Origin of the sequence: Pseudidiomarina atlantica (genome assembly GCF_000753735.1) — a bacterium.
In the GTDB taxonomy this organism is placed as follows: domain Bacteria; phylum Pseudomonadota; class Gammaproteobacteria; order Enterobacterales; family Alteromonadaceae; genus Pseudidiomarina; species Pseudidiomarina atlantica.
Genome location: NZ_JPIN01000002.1, coordinates 248,054 through 263,046, shown reverse-complemented (window position 1 = coordinate 263,046; position 14,993 = coordinate 248,054). Strand labels below are relative to the sequence as shown.

Here is a 14,993-nt window from a genome sequence, read left to right as displayed (position 1 = left end):
GTTCGTTGCCATCATACAAGTAGTCGATAAAGAATATCGAATGCGCTGTCGCTGGCGACCTCGGTGTACTGGTTCATCACGTTGACTTTGTAAAACTCGGTCGCCAACGTCGGTACTTGGATTTGGTAATCGCTGTTGCTAACACTTTTGCTACTTAATTGACTAGCTGCATTATAGCTGTAGCTGCTGTTATTGAAGCCTTGATGATTGAGCTGCGTAAAGCGACCAAGCTCATAAATTCTTAGTGCGGTATCTTGCGTAATAAAAAATGCCGCATTCCGGTTACGGGCAATGCGGCATTTTCAAGTGAGTTTGACTACAACGAGTCGCTAAGATTTTTGACGCTTCATCGCATCAAAGAACTCATCGTTGGTTTTGGTCATCGATAGCTTATCAATGAGGAATTCCATAGCTTCGGTTTCGTCCATTGGATGCACGATTTTGCGCAGAATCCACATCTTCTGAAGCTCTTCCTGTGAAACCATGAGCTCTTCACGGCGAGTACCTGAGCGGTTGAAGTCAATCGCTGGGAATACACGTTTTTCAGCAATTTTACGATTGAGATGGAGTTCCATGTTACCGGTACCCTTAAACTCTTCGTAAATGACTTCATCCATTTTCGAACCGGTGTCAATCAGCGCGGTAGCGATAATGGTTAAGCTGCCGCCTTCTTCAACATTACGCGCAGCACCAAAGAAACGCTTCGGCTTGTGCAACGCGTTGGCGTCAACACCACCGGTCAATACCTTACCAGAGCTTGGAATGACGGTGTTGTATGCGCGCGCGAGACGCGTGATAGAGTCGAGCAAAATCACCACGTCTTTTTTATGTTCAACTAAACGCTTCGCTTTTTCGATGACCATTTCAGCAACTTGCACGTGGCGGCTGGCTGGCTCATCAAAGGTCGAGGCGACAACTTCACCTTTGACCAAGCGCGTCATTTCGGTAACTTCTTCTGGGCGCTCGTCGATCAGCAGGACCATCAGCACGCAATCGGGATGATTCGCGGCAATCGACTGCGCGATATTCTGTAGCAATAAGGTTTTACCCGCTTTTGGCGGTGCCACGATAAGTCCGCGTTGACCTTTACCAATTGGCGCCGCTAAGTCGAGCACACGCGCGGTGATGTCTTCAGTCGAACCATTCCCACGCTCCATGCGCAAACGCTCTTCGGCATGCAGTGGCGTAAGGTTTTCAAAGAGGATTTTATTGCGAGAGTTTTCGGGTTTGTCAAAGTTGACTTCACGGATCTTGAGGAGGGCAAAATAGCGTTCGCCTTCTTTCGGCGGTCGAATTTTGCCAGCGACCGTATCACCGGTGCGCAAGTTGAAGCGTCGAATTTGGCTAGGTGATACGTAAATATCGTCCGGACCGGCCAAAAATGATGAATCCGCTGAGCGTAAGAAGCCGAAACCATCTTGCAATATCTCTAGGACACCATCGCCATAGATATCTTCGCCACTCTTAGCGTGTGCTTTAAGAATCGCAAAAATAATGTCTTGTTTGCGGGTTCGGGCCATGGCTTCAAGGCCCATGGTCTCTGCGAGCTGTACCAGCTCGTTAACTGGTTTGTTTTTTAATTCTGTTAGATTCATATGAGGGGTATGACTTTAGTGTCCAAAGAAACAAAGGTTTATGTGTTCATTAATAGCTTTAGGGATTGCTATCGGGTTGCCGAAAGGCTTGGCAACTTGAAGAAATATGGTGAAAAAGTAACACCTAAATCGAAAAACGTCTAGTTTTTTGCGGCAAATTTGCCCGAAAAGACCAAAAACTTGCCGAAAATCACCTTCCGGCAAGTCATTGGGCGACAAACTTTAGATGTTTTGGTCGATGAATTCGGCCAGTTGTGCTTTCGACAACGCACCTACTTTAGTGCCTGCGATTTCACCGTTTTTGAACAACAACAGCGTTGGAATGCCACGAATTGCATATTTTTTCGGGGTTTCGCTGTTGTGGTCGACGTTCAGTTTACCAATCGTGATGCGGTCACCGTACTCGTTGGCGATATCGTCGAGGATTGGCGCGATCATTTTGCAGGGTCCGCACCACTCGGCCCAGAAATCGACCAGTACTGGTTTATCAGAATTGAGTACATCTGACTCAAAAGTATCATCACTTAGCTGAACAATTTTATCACTCATGGTAATCTCCGCTGCTGAATTCGCGTGAAATAATAAAACACTATTATTTCTGTTTTTGAATGTTAGCGCAAACTGGTATGCTTACGCTATGAGTAAAACACACCTTACAGAGACACGCTTCGCCGATCTCGACCTGCATCCGCAGGTATTAACTGCTTTAAACAAGGCGGGCTTTGAATATTGCACGCCAATCCAAGCTTTAAGTTTACCGATTGCCCTGCAAGGCCAAGATGTTGCAGGCCAAGCGCAAACCGGCACCGGGAAGACCATGGCCTTCTTAATTGCCGTGTTTACGACCTTGCTCAACAAACCGCGGAGCGGTGACTCGCGCTATCCGCGCGCTATCATCATGGCTCCTACGCGAGAACTTGCTATCCAGATCGCCAACGATGCAGAATTACTTGCCTCTGAGTGTGATATGCGTCTCGGTATTATCTATGGGGGCGAAGGGTATGAAAGTCAACGGCAAAAGCTTGAAGATGGCGTCGATATTCTTATCGGCACCACCGGCCGTTTGATTGATTACTACAAGCAAGGCATTTATCAACTCGACAAAATTGATGTCGTCGTGCTCGACGAAGCCGATCGCATGTTTGACTTGGGCTTTATCAAAGATATTCGTTACATGTTCAACAAAATGCCGTCGGCTAAAGAACGCCAAAGCATGTTGTTCTCGGCAACCTTGTCGCAACGCGTGCAAGAGTTGGCTTATGATCACATGAATTCGCCGACTAAAGTTGAAGTTGAGCCGACGCAGAAAACCGGAACTCGTATTACCGAAGAACTCTTCTATCCGTCGAAGCAAGACAAAATGAAGTTATTGCTGACACTGATTGAAGAAGATTGGCCAGAAAAAGCCATTATCTTTGCTAACACCAAGCATGTTTGTGAAAAGCTTTACGAATGGCTCGCCGCAGATGGCCATCGTGTCGGTTTACTTACCGGTGATGTCGCACAGCGTAAGCGCTTGAAGATCCTCGAGGAGTTTACCGAAGGTAGTCTCGACTTCTTGGTGGCGACCGACGTCGCTGCGCGTGGTCTGCATATCCCTGAAGTCAGCCACGTATATAACTACGACTTGCCGGACGACTTCGAAGATTATGTCCACCGCATTGGCCGTACCGGACGTGCTGGTGCCAGTGGTAAGGCGATTAATATGGCGTGTGAAGAATACGTCTACAACTTGCCCGCCATTGAAGAGTATATCGGTCACAGTATCCCGGTGACTAAATACGACCCGGATGCCCTACTGACCGATATTCGTGCACCGCGTCCAAGTGGTCGCCGTCGCACCCGAGGCGGACGCCGTGGCGGAAGTAGTGGCAATCAGCGACGTGGTGGCGGTCAACAACGCGCGTCAGGTTCGAAGCGTTCGAGTTAATGGCTACAAGTACGCGCATCGCCGCTATTGATTTGGGCTCCAACAGTTTCCACCTGTTGATTGCTCGGGCGACGACGCGCGGTTATCGGATTCTGACCCGACAACGGCAAAAAGTCCGTCTTGCCGATGGCTTGAATGCCGACCACTCTGTTGATGACGCCGCGCTCGAACGCGGCGTTGCTTGTTTAACGAGCTTTGCCGAGCTACTTAAACAATACCAGCCCATTCAAGTTCGCTGCGTTGCCACGGCGACACTCCGCCTTGCCAGCAATCGCAAACAATTGCTGAAGCGCTTCGAACAAGCGCTAGGGTATCCTATCGATGTTATCTCGGGTAGCACTGAAGCCAATCTGATCTACCAAGGCGCCACTGCCGAGCTGAAAACCGCAGCACCAATGCTAGTGCTCGATATTGGCGGCGCCAGTACCGAAGTCATCGCCGGCGTAGGTACCGAGCCCCACGTCTTGAAAAGCCTCAACATGGGCTGCGTGGTTTGGCAAAACCGTTACTTTGCCGACGGTAGTATCACTACAAAGCGATTTGCAGCAGCTACAGCGGCCGCTAGAGCCTTTATCGAGCCGCTGGCAGCAACTTACAAGGCCCATGGTTGGCAACAGGTCTGTGGTGCTTCTGGGACCTTTCGTGCGTTGCAGGATTATGCCCGAGAACAACACCACCAAGGTGCGATCGACGCGGCGATGATTCGGCAATGCCAAGCGGCAGCGATTGCGGTGGGCTCGCGCGATAAGCTCGCAACTATTGGTATTCGTGACGACAGAATTGCAGTCTTTTGTGGCGGCTTGGCGATTTTGCTGGCGTTGTTAGACAGCTTAGCGATTGCCGAGATTGACCTCGCACAGGGCGCTCTGCGCGAGGGTTTGGTTCATGCGATGTTAGATGAGCGCAAACGCAGCTTAAGCTAGCTTTGCTGCTGCAAACGTTGCGCCGCGAACTTGGCGAAATAGGTCAAAATACCATCGGCTCCAGCCCGCTTGAAGCTCAGTAAGCTTTCGAAAATCACCTCTTCACTCAGCCAGCCATTGGCAATTGCCGCTTGCAACATGGCGTATTCGCCACTGACTTGATAGGCGAAGGTGGGCACCTTGAAGGTGTCTTTTACCCGTCGGACGATATCTAAATAGGGCATACCCGGCTTCACCATTACCATGTCCGCACCCTCATCGAGATCCAGCGCTACTTCATGCAGGGCTTCATCGCTATTGGCTGGGTCCATTTGATAGGTCTTTTTATTGCCACCTTTGAGGTTGCTAGCTGAGCCGACCGCATCACGGAACGGACCATAGAACGCTGAGGCGTACTTCGCCGAATAAGCCATGATCTGCACATTCACGTAACCATGCTCTTCGAGCGCCGCCCTAATTTCAGCAATACGACCGTCCATCATATCGGACGGTGCCACCACATCCGCTCCCGCCGCTGCGTGCGACAGGGCTTGCTTGACCAGTGCTTCGGTAGTGATGTCATTTTGTACGTAACCTTCGTCATCCAAAATGCCGTCTTGGCCATGGGTGGTAAAGGGGTCGAGTGCGACGTCGGTAATGACGCCCAGTTCAGGCACGGCAGCTTTAATGGCGCGCACCGCGCGTTGCGCCAAGCCTTCAGAATCCCAAGCGGCGTCAGCCGTCAGCGACTTATCCGCGGCTGGAGTAACGGGGAACAACGCCACGGCAGGAATCCCCAAAGCAGCGACTTCACGGCATTCTTCGACTAGCAAATCAATCGATAAGCGTTCGACCCCAGGCATCGAAGCAACTGCTTCACGCTGCTGCTCACCAGGCAGTACGAACACTGGATAGATGAAATCTGCAGGAGTTAAGTGATTTTCAGCCACCATGCGGCGGCTGAAGTCGTGCCGCCGCAGGCGACGCATGCGACGGAAAGGAAACTGACTGACGTTATACATCTACGGCTTTTCACTCGCTTCGTTCAGCGTGCGGGCGATACGAATCTGATCGCGACCCGCGTTTTTCGCTTGATATAGGGCGTTATCAGCAGCTTCTAATAGCTGCTTGCTCGAGGTGTGGCCGGGCAGCGTATTCAACAGCGCCATGCCAACACTGACCGTAAGTTTAACCTCTCCGCGTTCAGTTTTGAATTCGTGCGTACGAATTGCATCGGTAACGGTTAGCACTTTATCGTGACAGCCAAGCTCTTGCGCACCAGGCATCAGCACCACAAACTCTTCACCACCATAGCGATAAATACGATCACCTGCGCGGCGGAAGTTCACACGCAGCACCCGCGACAACTCGACCAGAATCTCATCACCGACTGGATGGCCATAGCGGTCATTAATTTCTTTGAAGTGATCGATATCGATCATAACCACGGCAATATCGTAGCCCGTGCGACGCGCACGGCGCACTTCTAATGGCAAGTCCTCGTCGAGCATGCCGCGATTATAGAGCTTAGTGAGGCGATCTTCGTTGCTCTTCACTTCTAATTTCTGGTTCATTTCTTTGAGCTTGCGCATTACCTTTTCGAGTTCGCCGGTACGCTGCTTCACTTTGACTTCTAAGCGGGCATTGGCGCGCTGTTCAGCAGCCAATCGCTCACGACGGTCTTCGCTGTAGCGAATTGCCAGTACCAAGCTCAGTAACATGACCTCAATGGCAGAACCGATCATGATCAAATAGCGCTGCACAAAGAACGATTCGAGAAAGCCCAAATAACCAATGGCGTTGACAATAATCGCAAGCAACAAGGCGCTCAGGGCAATGGTATAGACACGTGCATAATTGAGCCCCTGACGCCACAGCATGATGCCGGTAAAAATCAGGAAGGAGCTCGCTAGAATTGCGACGATCAGCACAATCGAGATCATCGTCGCATAAGGTAAAAAGATGGACGCTACAAAGAGTAAACCAGCTATCACCATAATGGCCTGCAAGCCACGGTGCAGCAGTGGACTCCGTATTTCGGTTTGTAAAATTTTACTCGCCACCAAACTCGCCAACACAAAAACCAAGGCGCCGAATAAATTGATCGCTTTTTCTTGTAGCCACGGGAACCACGACCACAAGTATTGATAGCCAGTACCATCGAGCGATGCCATCAACAAACCAATCGCAATGATGTAGCCACTGTAGATCGCAAAGCGATAATCGCGAGTCGTCAGATAGGTAAAGAAGTTATACGCCATCATGCACAGCAACAAGCCGAAATACATGCCGGTGACCATATTGATGGCTTGCTCGTTGCCGGCAAGCTCACTCGGTTGCCAAACTGAAATCGGCACCCGCATGGAACTCGTGGTTTCGACTCGCATAAATACCGTCACCGCCTCTTGGGTGGCGACTGGAATCATGAAATTACGGTTATTAACAGGGCGCTCAGAGAACTCAAACTGGTCGCCGCTGCGCACTTGCTCAATCACTTCACCGCTTTGCACAAAATAGGTATCGATGCGATCGAGGAGCGGATACGGCAAATGAATCACGCGGTCGAAGTTTACTTCCGGCAGCTCAAACTGAAACCAATAGACATCGTCGGTGTAACCAAACGAGGCATTACTGCCACTTAATACGCGCCACTCATTGCGTGGCTTATTAACTAGGTTGTTAACGGTCTGATTGCCCGTACCATCGACGTGATAATAGATTGGCGGCATCGACTCTTGTGCCTGTACCGCTGGCACCATGAAGGCAAAGCACAGAGCTAAGGTTACTACCCAACGCATCAACATAGTTGTCATTCTGATATTCCAAAAAATTCGTGGCTGTTTCGCCAAGTTTGTTCCGCTAGTGTTTGCATGCTGACACCGCGTAATTCGGCAACGACACGGGCCACTTCCGGTAGCCAACAAGGTTCGTTAAATTTGGGGCGGGGTTTGAGGGTTCGCGGCAGCAGAAACGGAGCATCGGTTTCTAGCAGCAAACGCTCACTCGGAATGGTGGATACAGCCTCACGTAAAGCGCCCCCACGCCGCTCGTCGCATATCCAACCTGTCACTCCGATATAACAGCCTAACTTTAGATACTCTTTCAGCTCTTGGCAACCACCGGTAAAGCAATGTGCTAATTTTCTTGGTATTTTTTCGTCAAATTTTTGTAACAACATTTGTTGTTGAGTAAATGCATCGCGTTCATGTAGGTACACCGGCAGTTGCAGTTCAGCCGCGACCTCTAATTGTTGCTCGAATACGCGTAGTTGCACGTCGGGAGGGGAATAGTTGCGATTAAAATCGAGCCCACACTCGCCGATGGCAACCACTGCTGGGTGCTCAGCATACGCCATGATGCGTTGCTGCAGGTCAAGTGGTGCGGCACTGGCATCATGTGGGTGGACACCAGCCGTCACTTTCAATTGTGGGTAACGCTCGGCAAGTACCAGTGCTTGTTCGGTATCGTTCAGATTACAGGTGATGACTAAAAGTTTAGTGACGCCCTGCTCGGCAGCGCGGTCAAGATAATAAAGGGGATCAGAATGAAAGCGGGCGTTGGTGAGGTTGACGCCCGCATCAAACCACTGCAATAGGTTACTCATCTACACGACGTACACGAATACGTCGATTTTCGCCCACGCGGCCTAAGAAGAAACTATTAAACACGCCGCGCTCAATGTAGTAATCGCCATCTAAAGGTAGTGGCGTGGTGCGACTGTCGACCTGTTCCCACTTCTGGCCATTTTTCAGGGTGATTTCCCATTTGCCGTAATAGTTACGTTGCGCGTCCGCTAACTCGACATAGATTTTATCTGGGCGGTTATCGGTGGGATCTTCACGATGCTCACGGCCGAATTCTTCCTCAGGTGATGCCGCTTGTGCACGCGAATTTGCTGGTCCCGCACTGCCTTCAGCGGGAGCTTCACCGGCTGCGACTTTGTCGTAACAAACCAAGCGCTGAAGTGGATTTTCAATGGTGGCGCACTTCGCCAACTGTTCTGCTGTCGAGTCTTGCGCAAGCGCGTTTGGAGCCCACAAAGCTGCCAATGAAATACAACCGACAACACTCCCCAAACCTAACAATTTCATCATCTTAAGTGATTCCTACTTCAATTTTTTAGTCACTCTCGGGGGCGGCCGAGGGTGGTTTATGTTGATATAGACTAGCAATCAATAGACCAAGTTCAAATAGCAGCCACATCGGTATCGCTAATAATGTCTGCGATATCACGTCCGGCGGTGTCAGCACCATGCCTACGGCAAACGCACCGACAATGACATAAGGACGCTTAGCACGCAAGGATGTGACCGAGGTGACGCCGGTCCAGCACAGCAAAATAATCGCAACTGGCGTTTCGAATGCGATACCGAACGCCATAAAAATCGCCAAAACGAAATCCAGATAGCTGGCGATGTCCGTGGCAACTGTCACTCCTTCAGGCGCTGCATTTGCTAAAAAGTTCAATGCTAAAGGTAACACAACAAAATAGGCAAAGGCGATGCCGGCGTAAAACAGCAATGAACTCGACACCATTAAAGGTACTACAAGACGTTTTTCGCGCTGATACAAACCGGGCGCAATAAAGGCCCACAGTTGCCAAAGTAAGACTGGTACAGCTAGCGCGATACTCACCACCAACGCCAGTTTAAAGGGCGTGAAGAACGGCGTCGCGACGTCGGTAGCTATTAGCGTACTGCCCTGCGGCAAACTCGCAAGCATGGGCGCTGCAAGCCAGCTATAAAGGTCATCGGCGAAAAACGCTAGCACCGAGAAGAGCGCCAGCACCACAATCACGCCAATCAGTAAACGGCGACGCAGTTCCAGCAAATGATCGAGTAACGGTGACTGACTCATGATGAAGATTCTGGCGGGTCGCTTGGCGGCTTCGCGTCGCCCTCGTTCGCTTTGGATGGCTCGGACTTTGCGTAAGGACGTTGCACCGCCGCAGCAGCGTTACGCAACTCCGCCATGGAACGTTGCAGCTCGGGCGAAAGCTTATCGACATCGAGTTGTTCGGCTTTGCGCAAATGCTCATGCAGCTCTTTGATGCGCAGCTCATGGTTAAGCTCGGCTTGCACCGAACTACCAAAGCTTTTGATCTTCTGGATGCCACGCTGTAAGCCACGCAGCGCGCTAGGCAGCCGCTCTGGCCCCAACACCAGCAGGCCAATAATCGCGACGAAAGCAAGCTCCCAGAAGCCGATATCAAACATAGGAGTTAGGCGTCCTTGTCTTGCTCAGACTTACCCGGTACTTTCTTTTGCTCGCTGTTAGTCGTTTCGTTGGTGTCTTCGTCGCTCACTGACTTTTTAAAGCCTTTCACCGCCGAACCTAAGTCACTGCCCATTGAACGCAGTCGCTTGGTGCCAAATAACAACACCACAATGACCAATAAAATTAATAATTGCCAAATACTGATACCCATAATTTCCTCACGCTTGGTTGGCAGGTTGACGCCAACTCATCATTATACTCGCAATCGCTACGACTGCACTGCTTGCTGTTAGCCAAACCGGTTGTCCCGAAACCCAGAACAAGGCTGTAGTGACGACGGTCGCAGCGCTGGCGAGTCCCCACCAAATGCGCCACGAATGCTTGCGTTGGCTGTGGATCAGCGCTGCTGTAGCAGCTTGCTGCTGCTCCACCATATGCCGCTGATTGCGCAAGTAATCGTACAGTAAGGTCGGCATTTCCGGCATTTTTTCGGCCCAATAAGGCGCATGTTCCTTGACTGAACGCAACACTGCGCGCCAGCCTAGCTGTTCTTGCATCCAGCGCTCTAAAAATGGCTTCGCAGTTTTCCATAAATCTAGCTGCGGATAAAGTGTCCGGCCAAGCCCCTCAACGTACAGCAACGTTTTTTGTAATAGCACCAACTGCGGCTGCACTTCCATTTCGAAACGCCGCGCAGTGTTGAACAAGTTGACCAACACATGACCGAAGGAGATATCGGCCAGAGGTTTATTAAATATTGGCTCGCACACGGTGCGAATCGCAGATTCAAACTCTTCAACGTTGACATGCGCAGGCACCCAGCCGGAATCAATGTGCAGTTCCGCCACTTTGCGATAGTCACGATTGAAGAAGGCCAAGAAATTCTCGGCAAGATAACGCTTATCTTCGCGATTGAGCGTGCCAACAATACCAAAATCAATGCCTAAATATTGCGGATCGTCTGGGTTTTCGCGCGACACGAAAATATTGCCCGGGTGCATGTCCGCATGAAAGAAACTATCGCGGAACACTTGCGTGAAAAATACTTCAACTCCGCGTTCGGCAAGCTTTTTCATGTCCACACCCAGCGCCACCAAGGTATCGACATCGTTGACCGGAATGCCGTCAATGCGCTCCATCACCATCACGTTGGTGCGGCTGTAATCGCTGAACACCGTGGGGATATACAATAGCGGCGAGTCTTCGAAGTTGCGTTTGAGTTGAATCGCGTTAGCCGCCTCACGCGCCAGGTCCAGTTCATCCAGCAAGGTTTTACGGTACTCGCGCACCACTTCTTTGGGTTTTAAACGGCGGCCGTCAGGCAAATGCTTGGCGAGCACCGCGGCGAGGGTTTCCATTAGGCGCAAGTCCGCATCAATGGCACCGCGAATATCAGGGCGAATCACTTTGATCACCACATCCTCGCCCGCACCCTCGCCCTTTTTTAACCGTGCGGTGTGTACTTGTGCAATCGATGCTGAGGCCAGCGGCACCACGGCAAAATCATCAAACAGTTCGTCAATCGACTTTAATTCGAGTGCTTTCTCGATCAGCTGTTGTGCTTTCGCGCCATCAAACGGCTTTACGCGGTCTTGCAACTTGGCGAGTTCTAGCGCGATATCTGGCGGCAGCAAGTCGCGACGGGTTGACAGCATTTGTCCAAATTTGACCCACACCGGACCTAATGACTCGAGTGCTAGGCGCAGGCGAGCGCCGGGAGACTTGTCTTTATGTTTATTCGGCAGCCAAAACAAGCCAATGCGCGCCACGCGAATCGACCATGGCATATAGCGCGGTGGGATCAAGTCATTGAGCCCATAATGCATAAAGGTGCGGGTGATTTGGTACAGACGCTTCGCTCGCATAATCACTCTCGATGACGGTTCATGTGGCGTTCCAATTGGTCGAGTTTCGCACGCAATTGTTGCACTTCGTGTTGGAACTGCTGAAATTCGGCACGTGCCGGTAATACACGCTGCTCTTCGATCAGGGTGTCGCGCACCCATTGCCGCTGATCGTTGCGCCATTGTTGGAACTGTTTTTGGCTGCGCCGAAAAGCGTTAGTGACCAGTTGCGCGGGTACGTCGCCAATCCGCTGGGATAACTGTTCTGGCCAGTCGATATCGAGATCGGTCACCAATTTGCTCAATTGCTGTGCCAGCAGCGGATCGCCCTCGATATCGAGCTTATCGGCTTTAATTAAGCGAGTGATATTGGCGCTATCGCGCAGCTCAGGCAACACCGCCAGCTCGCTGACGATATGGCAATCGACGTCACCGCGGTCCAACCAACTCAACAACACCGTGGTCTCAGTTACAGTGACCGTCAATGGCGCACCGAGCTCTTTCAAGGTCACCCGCAGCCGCTTGCCAGCGAGCTTATCGCGCCGTTGCGGTGTCTGCGCATCAAGCGCTAATACTTGGTTGAGCCCTAGCTCAAGCAGTTGGGTGGGTAGCACGGTCCATAACATCAGAATTTAAACCCGCGATGCAAGGCCACAATGCCGCCGGTGAGGTTATCAAAGGTCACGTTTTCGTAGCCCGCTTGCTCCATCATGCCTTTCAAGGTCTCTTGATCAGGGTGCATCCGAATCGATTCGGCCAAGTACTGATAACTGTCGGCATCGCCAGCAATCAATTGTCCCATTTTTGGCAAGACATTGAACGAGTAGAAGTCATAAGCTTGCGACAGCATCGGTTGCACTGGCTTGGAAAATTCTAAAACTAATAGACGCCCGCCCGGTTTCAGCACGCGAAACATCGACTCGAGTGCTTTTTGCTTATCGGTCACATTGCGCAAACCAAAGGCGATGGTGATGATGTCAAACGTATCATCGGCAAAGGGCAGTTCTTCGGCATTGGCCTGCACATAGTCGACGTTCGCAACAATGCCGCGGTTACGCAGTTTATCGCGCCCCACATCAAGCATGGCCTGATTAATGTCAGCTAATACCACTTCACCTTTAGGTCCGACTCGACGCGAAAATTGTTCCGTCAAATCACCCGTACCACCGGCGATATCAAGCACTTTCATGCCCGCGCGCACACCACTGCAATCAATGGTGTAACGCTTCCATAAGCGGTGAATACCAAACGACATCACGTCGTTCATGACGTCGTATTTCTTCGCCACTGAATTAAATACATTGGCAACCAAGCCTTGCTTTTCTTCTTTACCGACCTGTTTGTAGCCAAAATCAATGGTTTCAGATTTCGAATCTTTCATCTTGCTGCCTTTTCTCAAGTGAGCGCCTAGTGTACTACGATTTTAGGCTTGGGCGTAGTGGTCGCGGCGTGGTAACCAGCGCTGGATCAATGCTTCCGCGCTTTCCGGATACTGCTGCCAGAGGGTCTGCGCTAAGTGCTGTGCTTGTTCCAGTAAATAACTGTGTTTCATTACATCGGCGACACGCATTTCGGTAATCCCGGTTTGCCGTTGTCCCAATAATTCGCCCGGTCCGCGCAGCTCCAGGTCACGTTGGGCAATGACAAAACCGTCATTACTGTCACGCAACACGCCCAAGCGCTGGGTCGCGGTTTTCGACAAAGGTGCGTGATAGAGCAGCACACAATGGCTCGCAACCGCACCACGCCCGACCCGCCCACGCAACTGATGAAGTTGCGCTAAGCCCAGCCGTTCGGGATTTTCAATAATCATCAAACTGGCATTGGGAACGTCGACGCCCACTTCAATCACCGTGGTTGCCACCAATAAATCCAGCTCGTGGGCCTTAAAGGCCTGCATCACCGCTTCTTTTTCTTGGCCTTTTAAGCGTCCGTGCACCAAACCGATACGTAAATCCGGCAGCGCGGCTGCCAACTGATTGGCGGTATCTTCCGCTGCTTGGCACTGCAATGCTTCCGACTCTTCAATCAAGGTACATACCCAATACGCTTGTCGGTGCTCTTTGGTGCACACGTCATGCACTCTTTCCACCACTTGTTCGCGGCGTGTGTCGGGCACCGCCACCGTGGTGACTGGGGTGCGTCCCGGTGGCAGCTCATCAATAATCGAGGTCGCCAAATCAGCGTAGGCAGTCATTGCCAAGGTGCGCGGGATTGGCGTTGCAGTCATGATCAGCTGATGCGGCTGAAACCCTTGCTGCACGCCTTTCTCACGCAGCTCAAGGCGCTGATGCACGCCAAAGCGGTGTTGTTCGTCGATGATCACCAGCACCAAGTTGCTGAAGGTGACTTCCGCTTGAAACAACGCATGGGTACCGACAATCATCTGAATTTGCCCGCTGGCGAGCGCTGCCAAGGTTTCTTTCCGCTGTTTGCTCGCCAGTTTACCCGCCAGCCAACCGACCTCAATGCCAAGCGGTGCGAACCACTGCTGGAAGGTGAGCGCGTGTTGTTCTGCAAGAATCTCGGTCGGCGCCATCAGCGCGACCTGATAGCCTTGACCTATCGCGGTGAGCGCACTGAGCGCCGCGACTAGGGTTTTGCCTGAGCCGACGTCGCCTTGCACCAAGCGCATCATCGGCACTGGCTCTGCTAAATCGGTTTGAATTTCAGCTACGACCCGTTGCTGCGCAGCCGTCGGCTGAAACGGTAATTGGTTAAGAAACTTCTGTTCGAGGGCGCTGTGCGGTTGCAGCGCGCGCGCCGCATGTTGCTGCTTAATGCTACGCAACTTCAGTAAACTCAGCTGATGGGCGACCAGCTCTTCCAGCGCCAGCCGTTGCTGTGCTGGGTGAGTACCTTCTTGTAGCTCGCTGAGACTGACATCGAGCGGCGGTCGATGCAGCGTGCGAATAGCGGCTGCCAAGTCCATTCCACCCGGGCGCAACGCAGGTGGCATCAACTCAGGTAACGCAGCGTCATTGAGGTAGGTAAGTGCTTGCTCACTGATCTTGCGTAAACTCGCCTGCTGCACCCCTTCGGTGGTTGGATACACCGGGGTCAGCGAGGTTTCAGCCAACTGCGGCGCATCGCCTTGAATAATTTTGTACTCAGGGTGAATCATATCTGGGCCTTGCAGCCCGCGGCGTGTTTCACCAAACAACTGCAATTGAGTACCGGCCGCAAATTGCTTCAGCTGTGCCGCGCTGAATTGAAAAAACACCAAGTTCAAAATACCGCTGGCATCTTGCACGCGAACCTTCAGCATGCGGCGCTTACCGTAGACTACTTCAGCCTTGACCACATGGGCCACAACGGTCGCACTAGTTCCAGGCAGTAATGCCGCGATCGGATAAATACGTGAACGGTCTTCGTAACGCAACGGCAGGTGTAACAGCACGTCTTGCACATTGGCAAGCCCCAGCTTCGCCAAGCGCTCTTGCAACTTAGGTCCCACCCCTTTTAACACGGAAAGCGGGATCCGATGCAACCCTGCCGACGCCAT

At 51.7% G+C, this 14,993-nt stretch carries 15 protein-coding genes; 2 read left to right on the top strand and 13 right to left on the bottom strand.

Features of this window, described 5'->3' with window-relative positions; all coding sequences use genetic code 11:
* Positions 1–329 precede the first annotated feature (329 nt).
* Together rho and trxA are read right to left on the bottom strand one after the other, a co-directional pair.
* Entirely contained in the window at positions 330–1,595 is a 1,266-nt protein-coding gene (gene rho / locus IDAT_RS04025; protein WP_034730752.1) for a transcription termination factor Rho, read from the bottom strand.
* A 222-nt stretch (positions 1,596–1,817) separates the two neighbouring features.
* Positions 1,818–2,144: a thioredoxin TrxA gene (gene trxA / locus IDAT_RS04020; protein WP_034730749.1), complete on the bottom strand. Its 327-nt coding sequence runs from the start codon at positions 2,142–2,144 to the stop codon at positions 1,818–1,820.
* Positions 2,145–2,232: 88 nt separating this feature from the next.
* Here trxA and rhlB point away from each other — a divergent pair, with 88 nt between their 5' ends.
* Both rhlB and IDAT_RS04010 read left to right on the top strand, forming a co-directional pair.
* Positions 2,233–3,525, top strand: coding sequence for an ATP-dependent RNA helicase RhlB (gene rhlB, locus IDAT_RS04015; protein WP_034730747.1), 1,293 nt, complete (start codon positions 2,233–2,235; stop codon positions 3,523–3,525).
* On the top strand, positions 3,525–4,448 hold the full coding sequence (locus IDAT_RS04010; RefSeq protein WP_034730745.1) for a Ppx/GppA phosphatase family protein: 924 nt from the start codon (positions 3,525–3,527) through the stop codon (positions 4,446–4,448). The genes rhlB and IDAT_RS04010 overlap by 1 nt, the downstream gene beginning before the upstream one ends.
* Here IDAT_RS04010 and hemB read toward each other — a convergent pair.
* Genes hemB through recG form a run of 11 tightly spaced genes read right to left on the bottom strand, consistent with a single transcriptional unit; the run spans position 4,445 to position 14,993 of the window.
* A complete protein-coding gene (gene hemB, locus IDAT_RS04005; RefSeq protein WP_034730743.1) occupies positions 4,445–5,449 on the bottom strand; it encodes a porphobilinogen synthase in 1,005 nt (334 codons plus the stop codon). The genes IDAT_RS04010 and hemB overlap by 4 nt on opposite strands.
* Positions 5,450–7,240 (bottom strand): sensor domain-containing diguanylate cyclase, encoded by a 1,791-nt coding sequence (locus IDAT_RS04000; RefSeq protein ID WP_051986566.1) that lies wholly within the window; start codon positions 7,238–7,240, stop codon positions 5,450–5,452.
* Entirely contained in the window at positions 7,237–8,031 is a 795-nt protein-coding gene (locus tag IDAT_RS03995) for a TatD family hydrolase (RefSeq protein WP_034730741.1), read from the bottom strand. Before IDAT_RS03995 ends, IDAT_RS04000 begins: the two co-directional genes overlap by 4 nt.
* Positions 8,024–8,521, bottom strand: a complete 498-nt coding sequence (locus IDAT_RS03990; protein WP_051986565.1) for a hypothetical protein — start codon at positions 8,519–8,521, stop codon at positions 8,024–8,026. Before IDAT_RS03990 ends, IDAT_RS03995 begins: the two co-directional genes overlap by 8 nt.
* 25 nt (positions 8,522–8,546) lie before the next feature.
* A complete protein-coding gene (gene tatC, locus IDAT_RS03985; protein ID WP_341871918.1) occupies positions 8,547–9,287 on the bottom strand; it encodes a twin-arginine translocase subunit TatC in 741 nt (246 codons plus the stop codon).
* Positions 9,281–9,643, bottom strand: coding sequence for a Sec-independent protein translocase protein TatB (gene tatB, locus IDAT_RS03980; RefSeq protein ID WP_034730735.1), 363 nt, complete (start codon positions 9,641–9,643; stop codon positions 9,281–9,283). The genes tatC and tatB overlap by 7 nt, the downstream gene beginning before the upstream one ends.
* Before the next feature lie 5 nt (positions 9,644–9,648).
* On the bottom strand, positions 9,649–9,855 hold the full coding sequence (gene tatA, locus IDAT_RS03975) for a Sec-independent protein translocase subunit TatA (protein ID WP_034730732.1): 207 nt from the start codon (positions 9,853–9,855) through the stop codon (positions 9,649–9,651).
* 7 nt (positions 9,856–9,862) lie between these two features.
* Complete coding sequence (ubiB, locus tag IDAT_RS03970) at positions 9,863–11,509, bottom strand: ubiquinone biosynthesis regulatory protein kinase UbiB (RefSeq protein WP_034730728.1); 1,647 nt, start codon at positions 11,507–11,509, stop codon at positions 9,863–9,865.
* 2 nt (positions 11,510–11,511) lie between these two features.
* Positions 11,512–12,114 (bottom strand): ubiquinone biosynthesis accessory factor UbiJ, encoded by a 603-nt coding sequence (locus IDAT_RS03965; RefSeq protein ID WP_244441600.1) that lies wholly within the window; start codon positions 12,112–12,114, stop codon positions 11,512–11,514.
* On the bottom strand, positions 12,114–12,869 hold the full coding sequence (gene ubiE / locus IDAT_RS03960; protein ID WP_034730723.1) for a bifunctional demethylmenaquinone methyltransferase/2-methoxy-6-polyprenyl-1,4-benzoquinol methylase UbiE: 756 nt from the start codon (positions 12,867–12,869) through the stop codon (positions 12,114–12,116). The genes IDAT_RS03965 and ubiE overlap by 1 nt, the downstream gene beginning before the upstream one ends.
* Positions 12,870–12,911: 42 nt before the next feature.
* Positions 12,912–14,993 (bottom strand): ATP-dependent DNA helicase RecG, encoded by a 2,082-nt coding sequence (recG, locus tag IDAT_RS03955; RefSeq protein WP_034730720.1) that lies wholly within the window; start codon positions 14,991–14,993, stop codon positions 12,912–12,914.

Coding starts and splice junctions, on each gene's coding strand:
- ubiB (WP_034730728.1), bottom strand. CDS start 11,509: ATGCGAGCGAAGCGTCTGTACCAAATCACCCGCACCTTTATGCATTAT.
- hemB (WP_034730743.1), bottom strand. CDS start 5,449: ATGTATAACGTCAGTCAGTTTCCTTTCCGTCGCATGCGTCGCCTGCGG.
- IDAT_RS03965 (WP_244441600.1), bottom strand. CDS start 12,114: ATGTTATGGACCGTGCTACCCACCCAACTGCTTGAGCTAGGGCTCAAC.
- IDAT_RS04010 (WP_034730745.1), top strand. CDS start 3,525: ATGGCTACAAGTACGCGCATCGCCGCTATTGATTTGGGCTCCAACAGT.
- IDAT_RS04000 (WP_051986566.1), bottom strand. CDS start 7,240: ATGACAACTATGTTGATGCGTTGGGTAGTAACCTTAGCTCTGTGCTTT.
- ubiE (WP_034730723.1), bottom strand. CDS start 12,869: ATGAAAGATTCGAAATCTGAAACCATTGATTTTGGCTACAAACAGGTC.
- IDAT_RS03990 (WP_051986565.1), bottom strand. CDS start 8,521: ATGATGAAATTGTTAGGTTTGGGGAGTGTTGTCGGTTGTATTTCATTG.
- trxA (WP_034730749.1), bottom strand. CDS start 2,144: ATGAGTGATAAAATTGTTCAGCTAAGTGATGATACTTTTGAGTCAGAT.
- tatA (WP_034730732.1), bottom strand. CDS start 9,855: ATGGGTATCAGTATTTGGCAATTATTAATTTTATTGGTCATTGTGGTG.
- tatB (WP_034730735.1), bottom strand. CDS start 9,643: ATGTTTGATATCGGCTTCTGGGAGCTTGCTTTCGTCGCGATTATTGGC.
- IDAT_RS03995 (WP_034730741.1), bottom strand. CDS start 8,031: ATGAGTAACCTATTGCAGTGGTTTGATGCGGGCGTCAACCTCACCAAC.
- rhlB (WP_034730747.1), top strand. CDS start 2,233: ATGAGTAAAACACACCTTACAGAGACACGCTTCGCCGATCTCGACCTG.
- rho (WP_034730752.1), bottom strand. CDS start 1,595: ATGAATCTAACAGAATTAAAAAACAAACCAGTTAACGAGCTGGTACAG.
- recG (WP_034730720.1), bottom strand. CDS start 14,993: ATGGCGTCGGCAGGGTTGCATCGGATCCCGCTTTCCGTGTTAAAAGGG.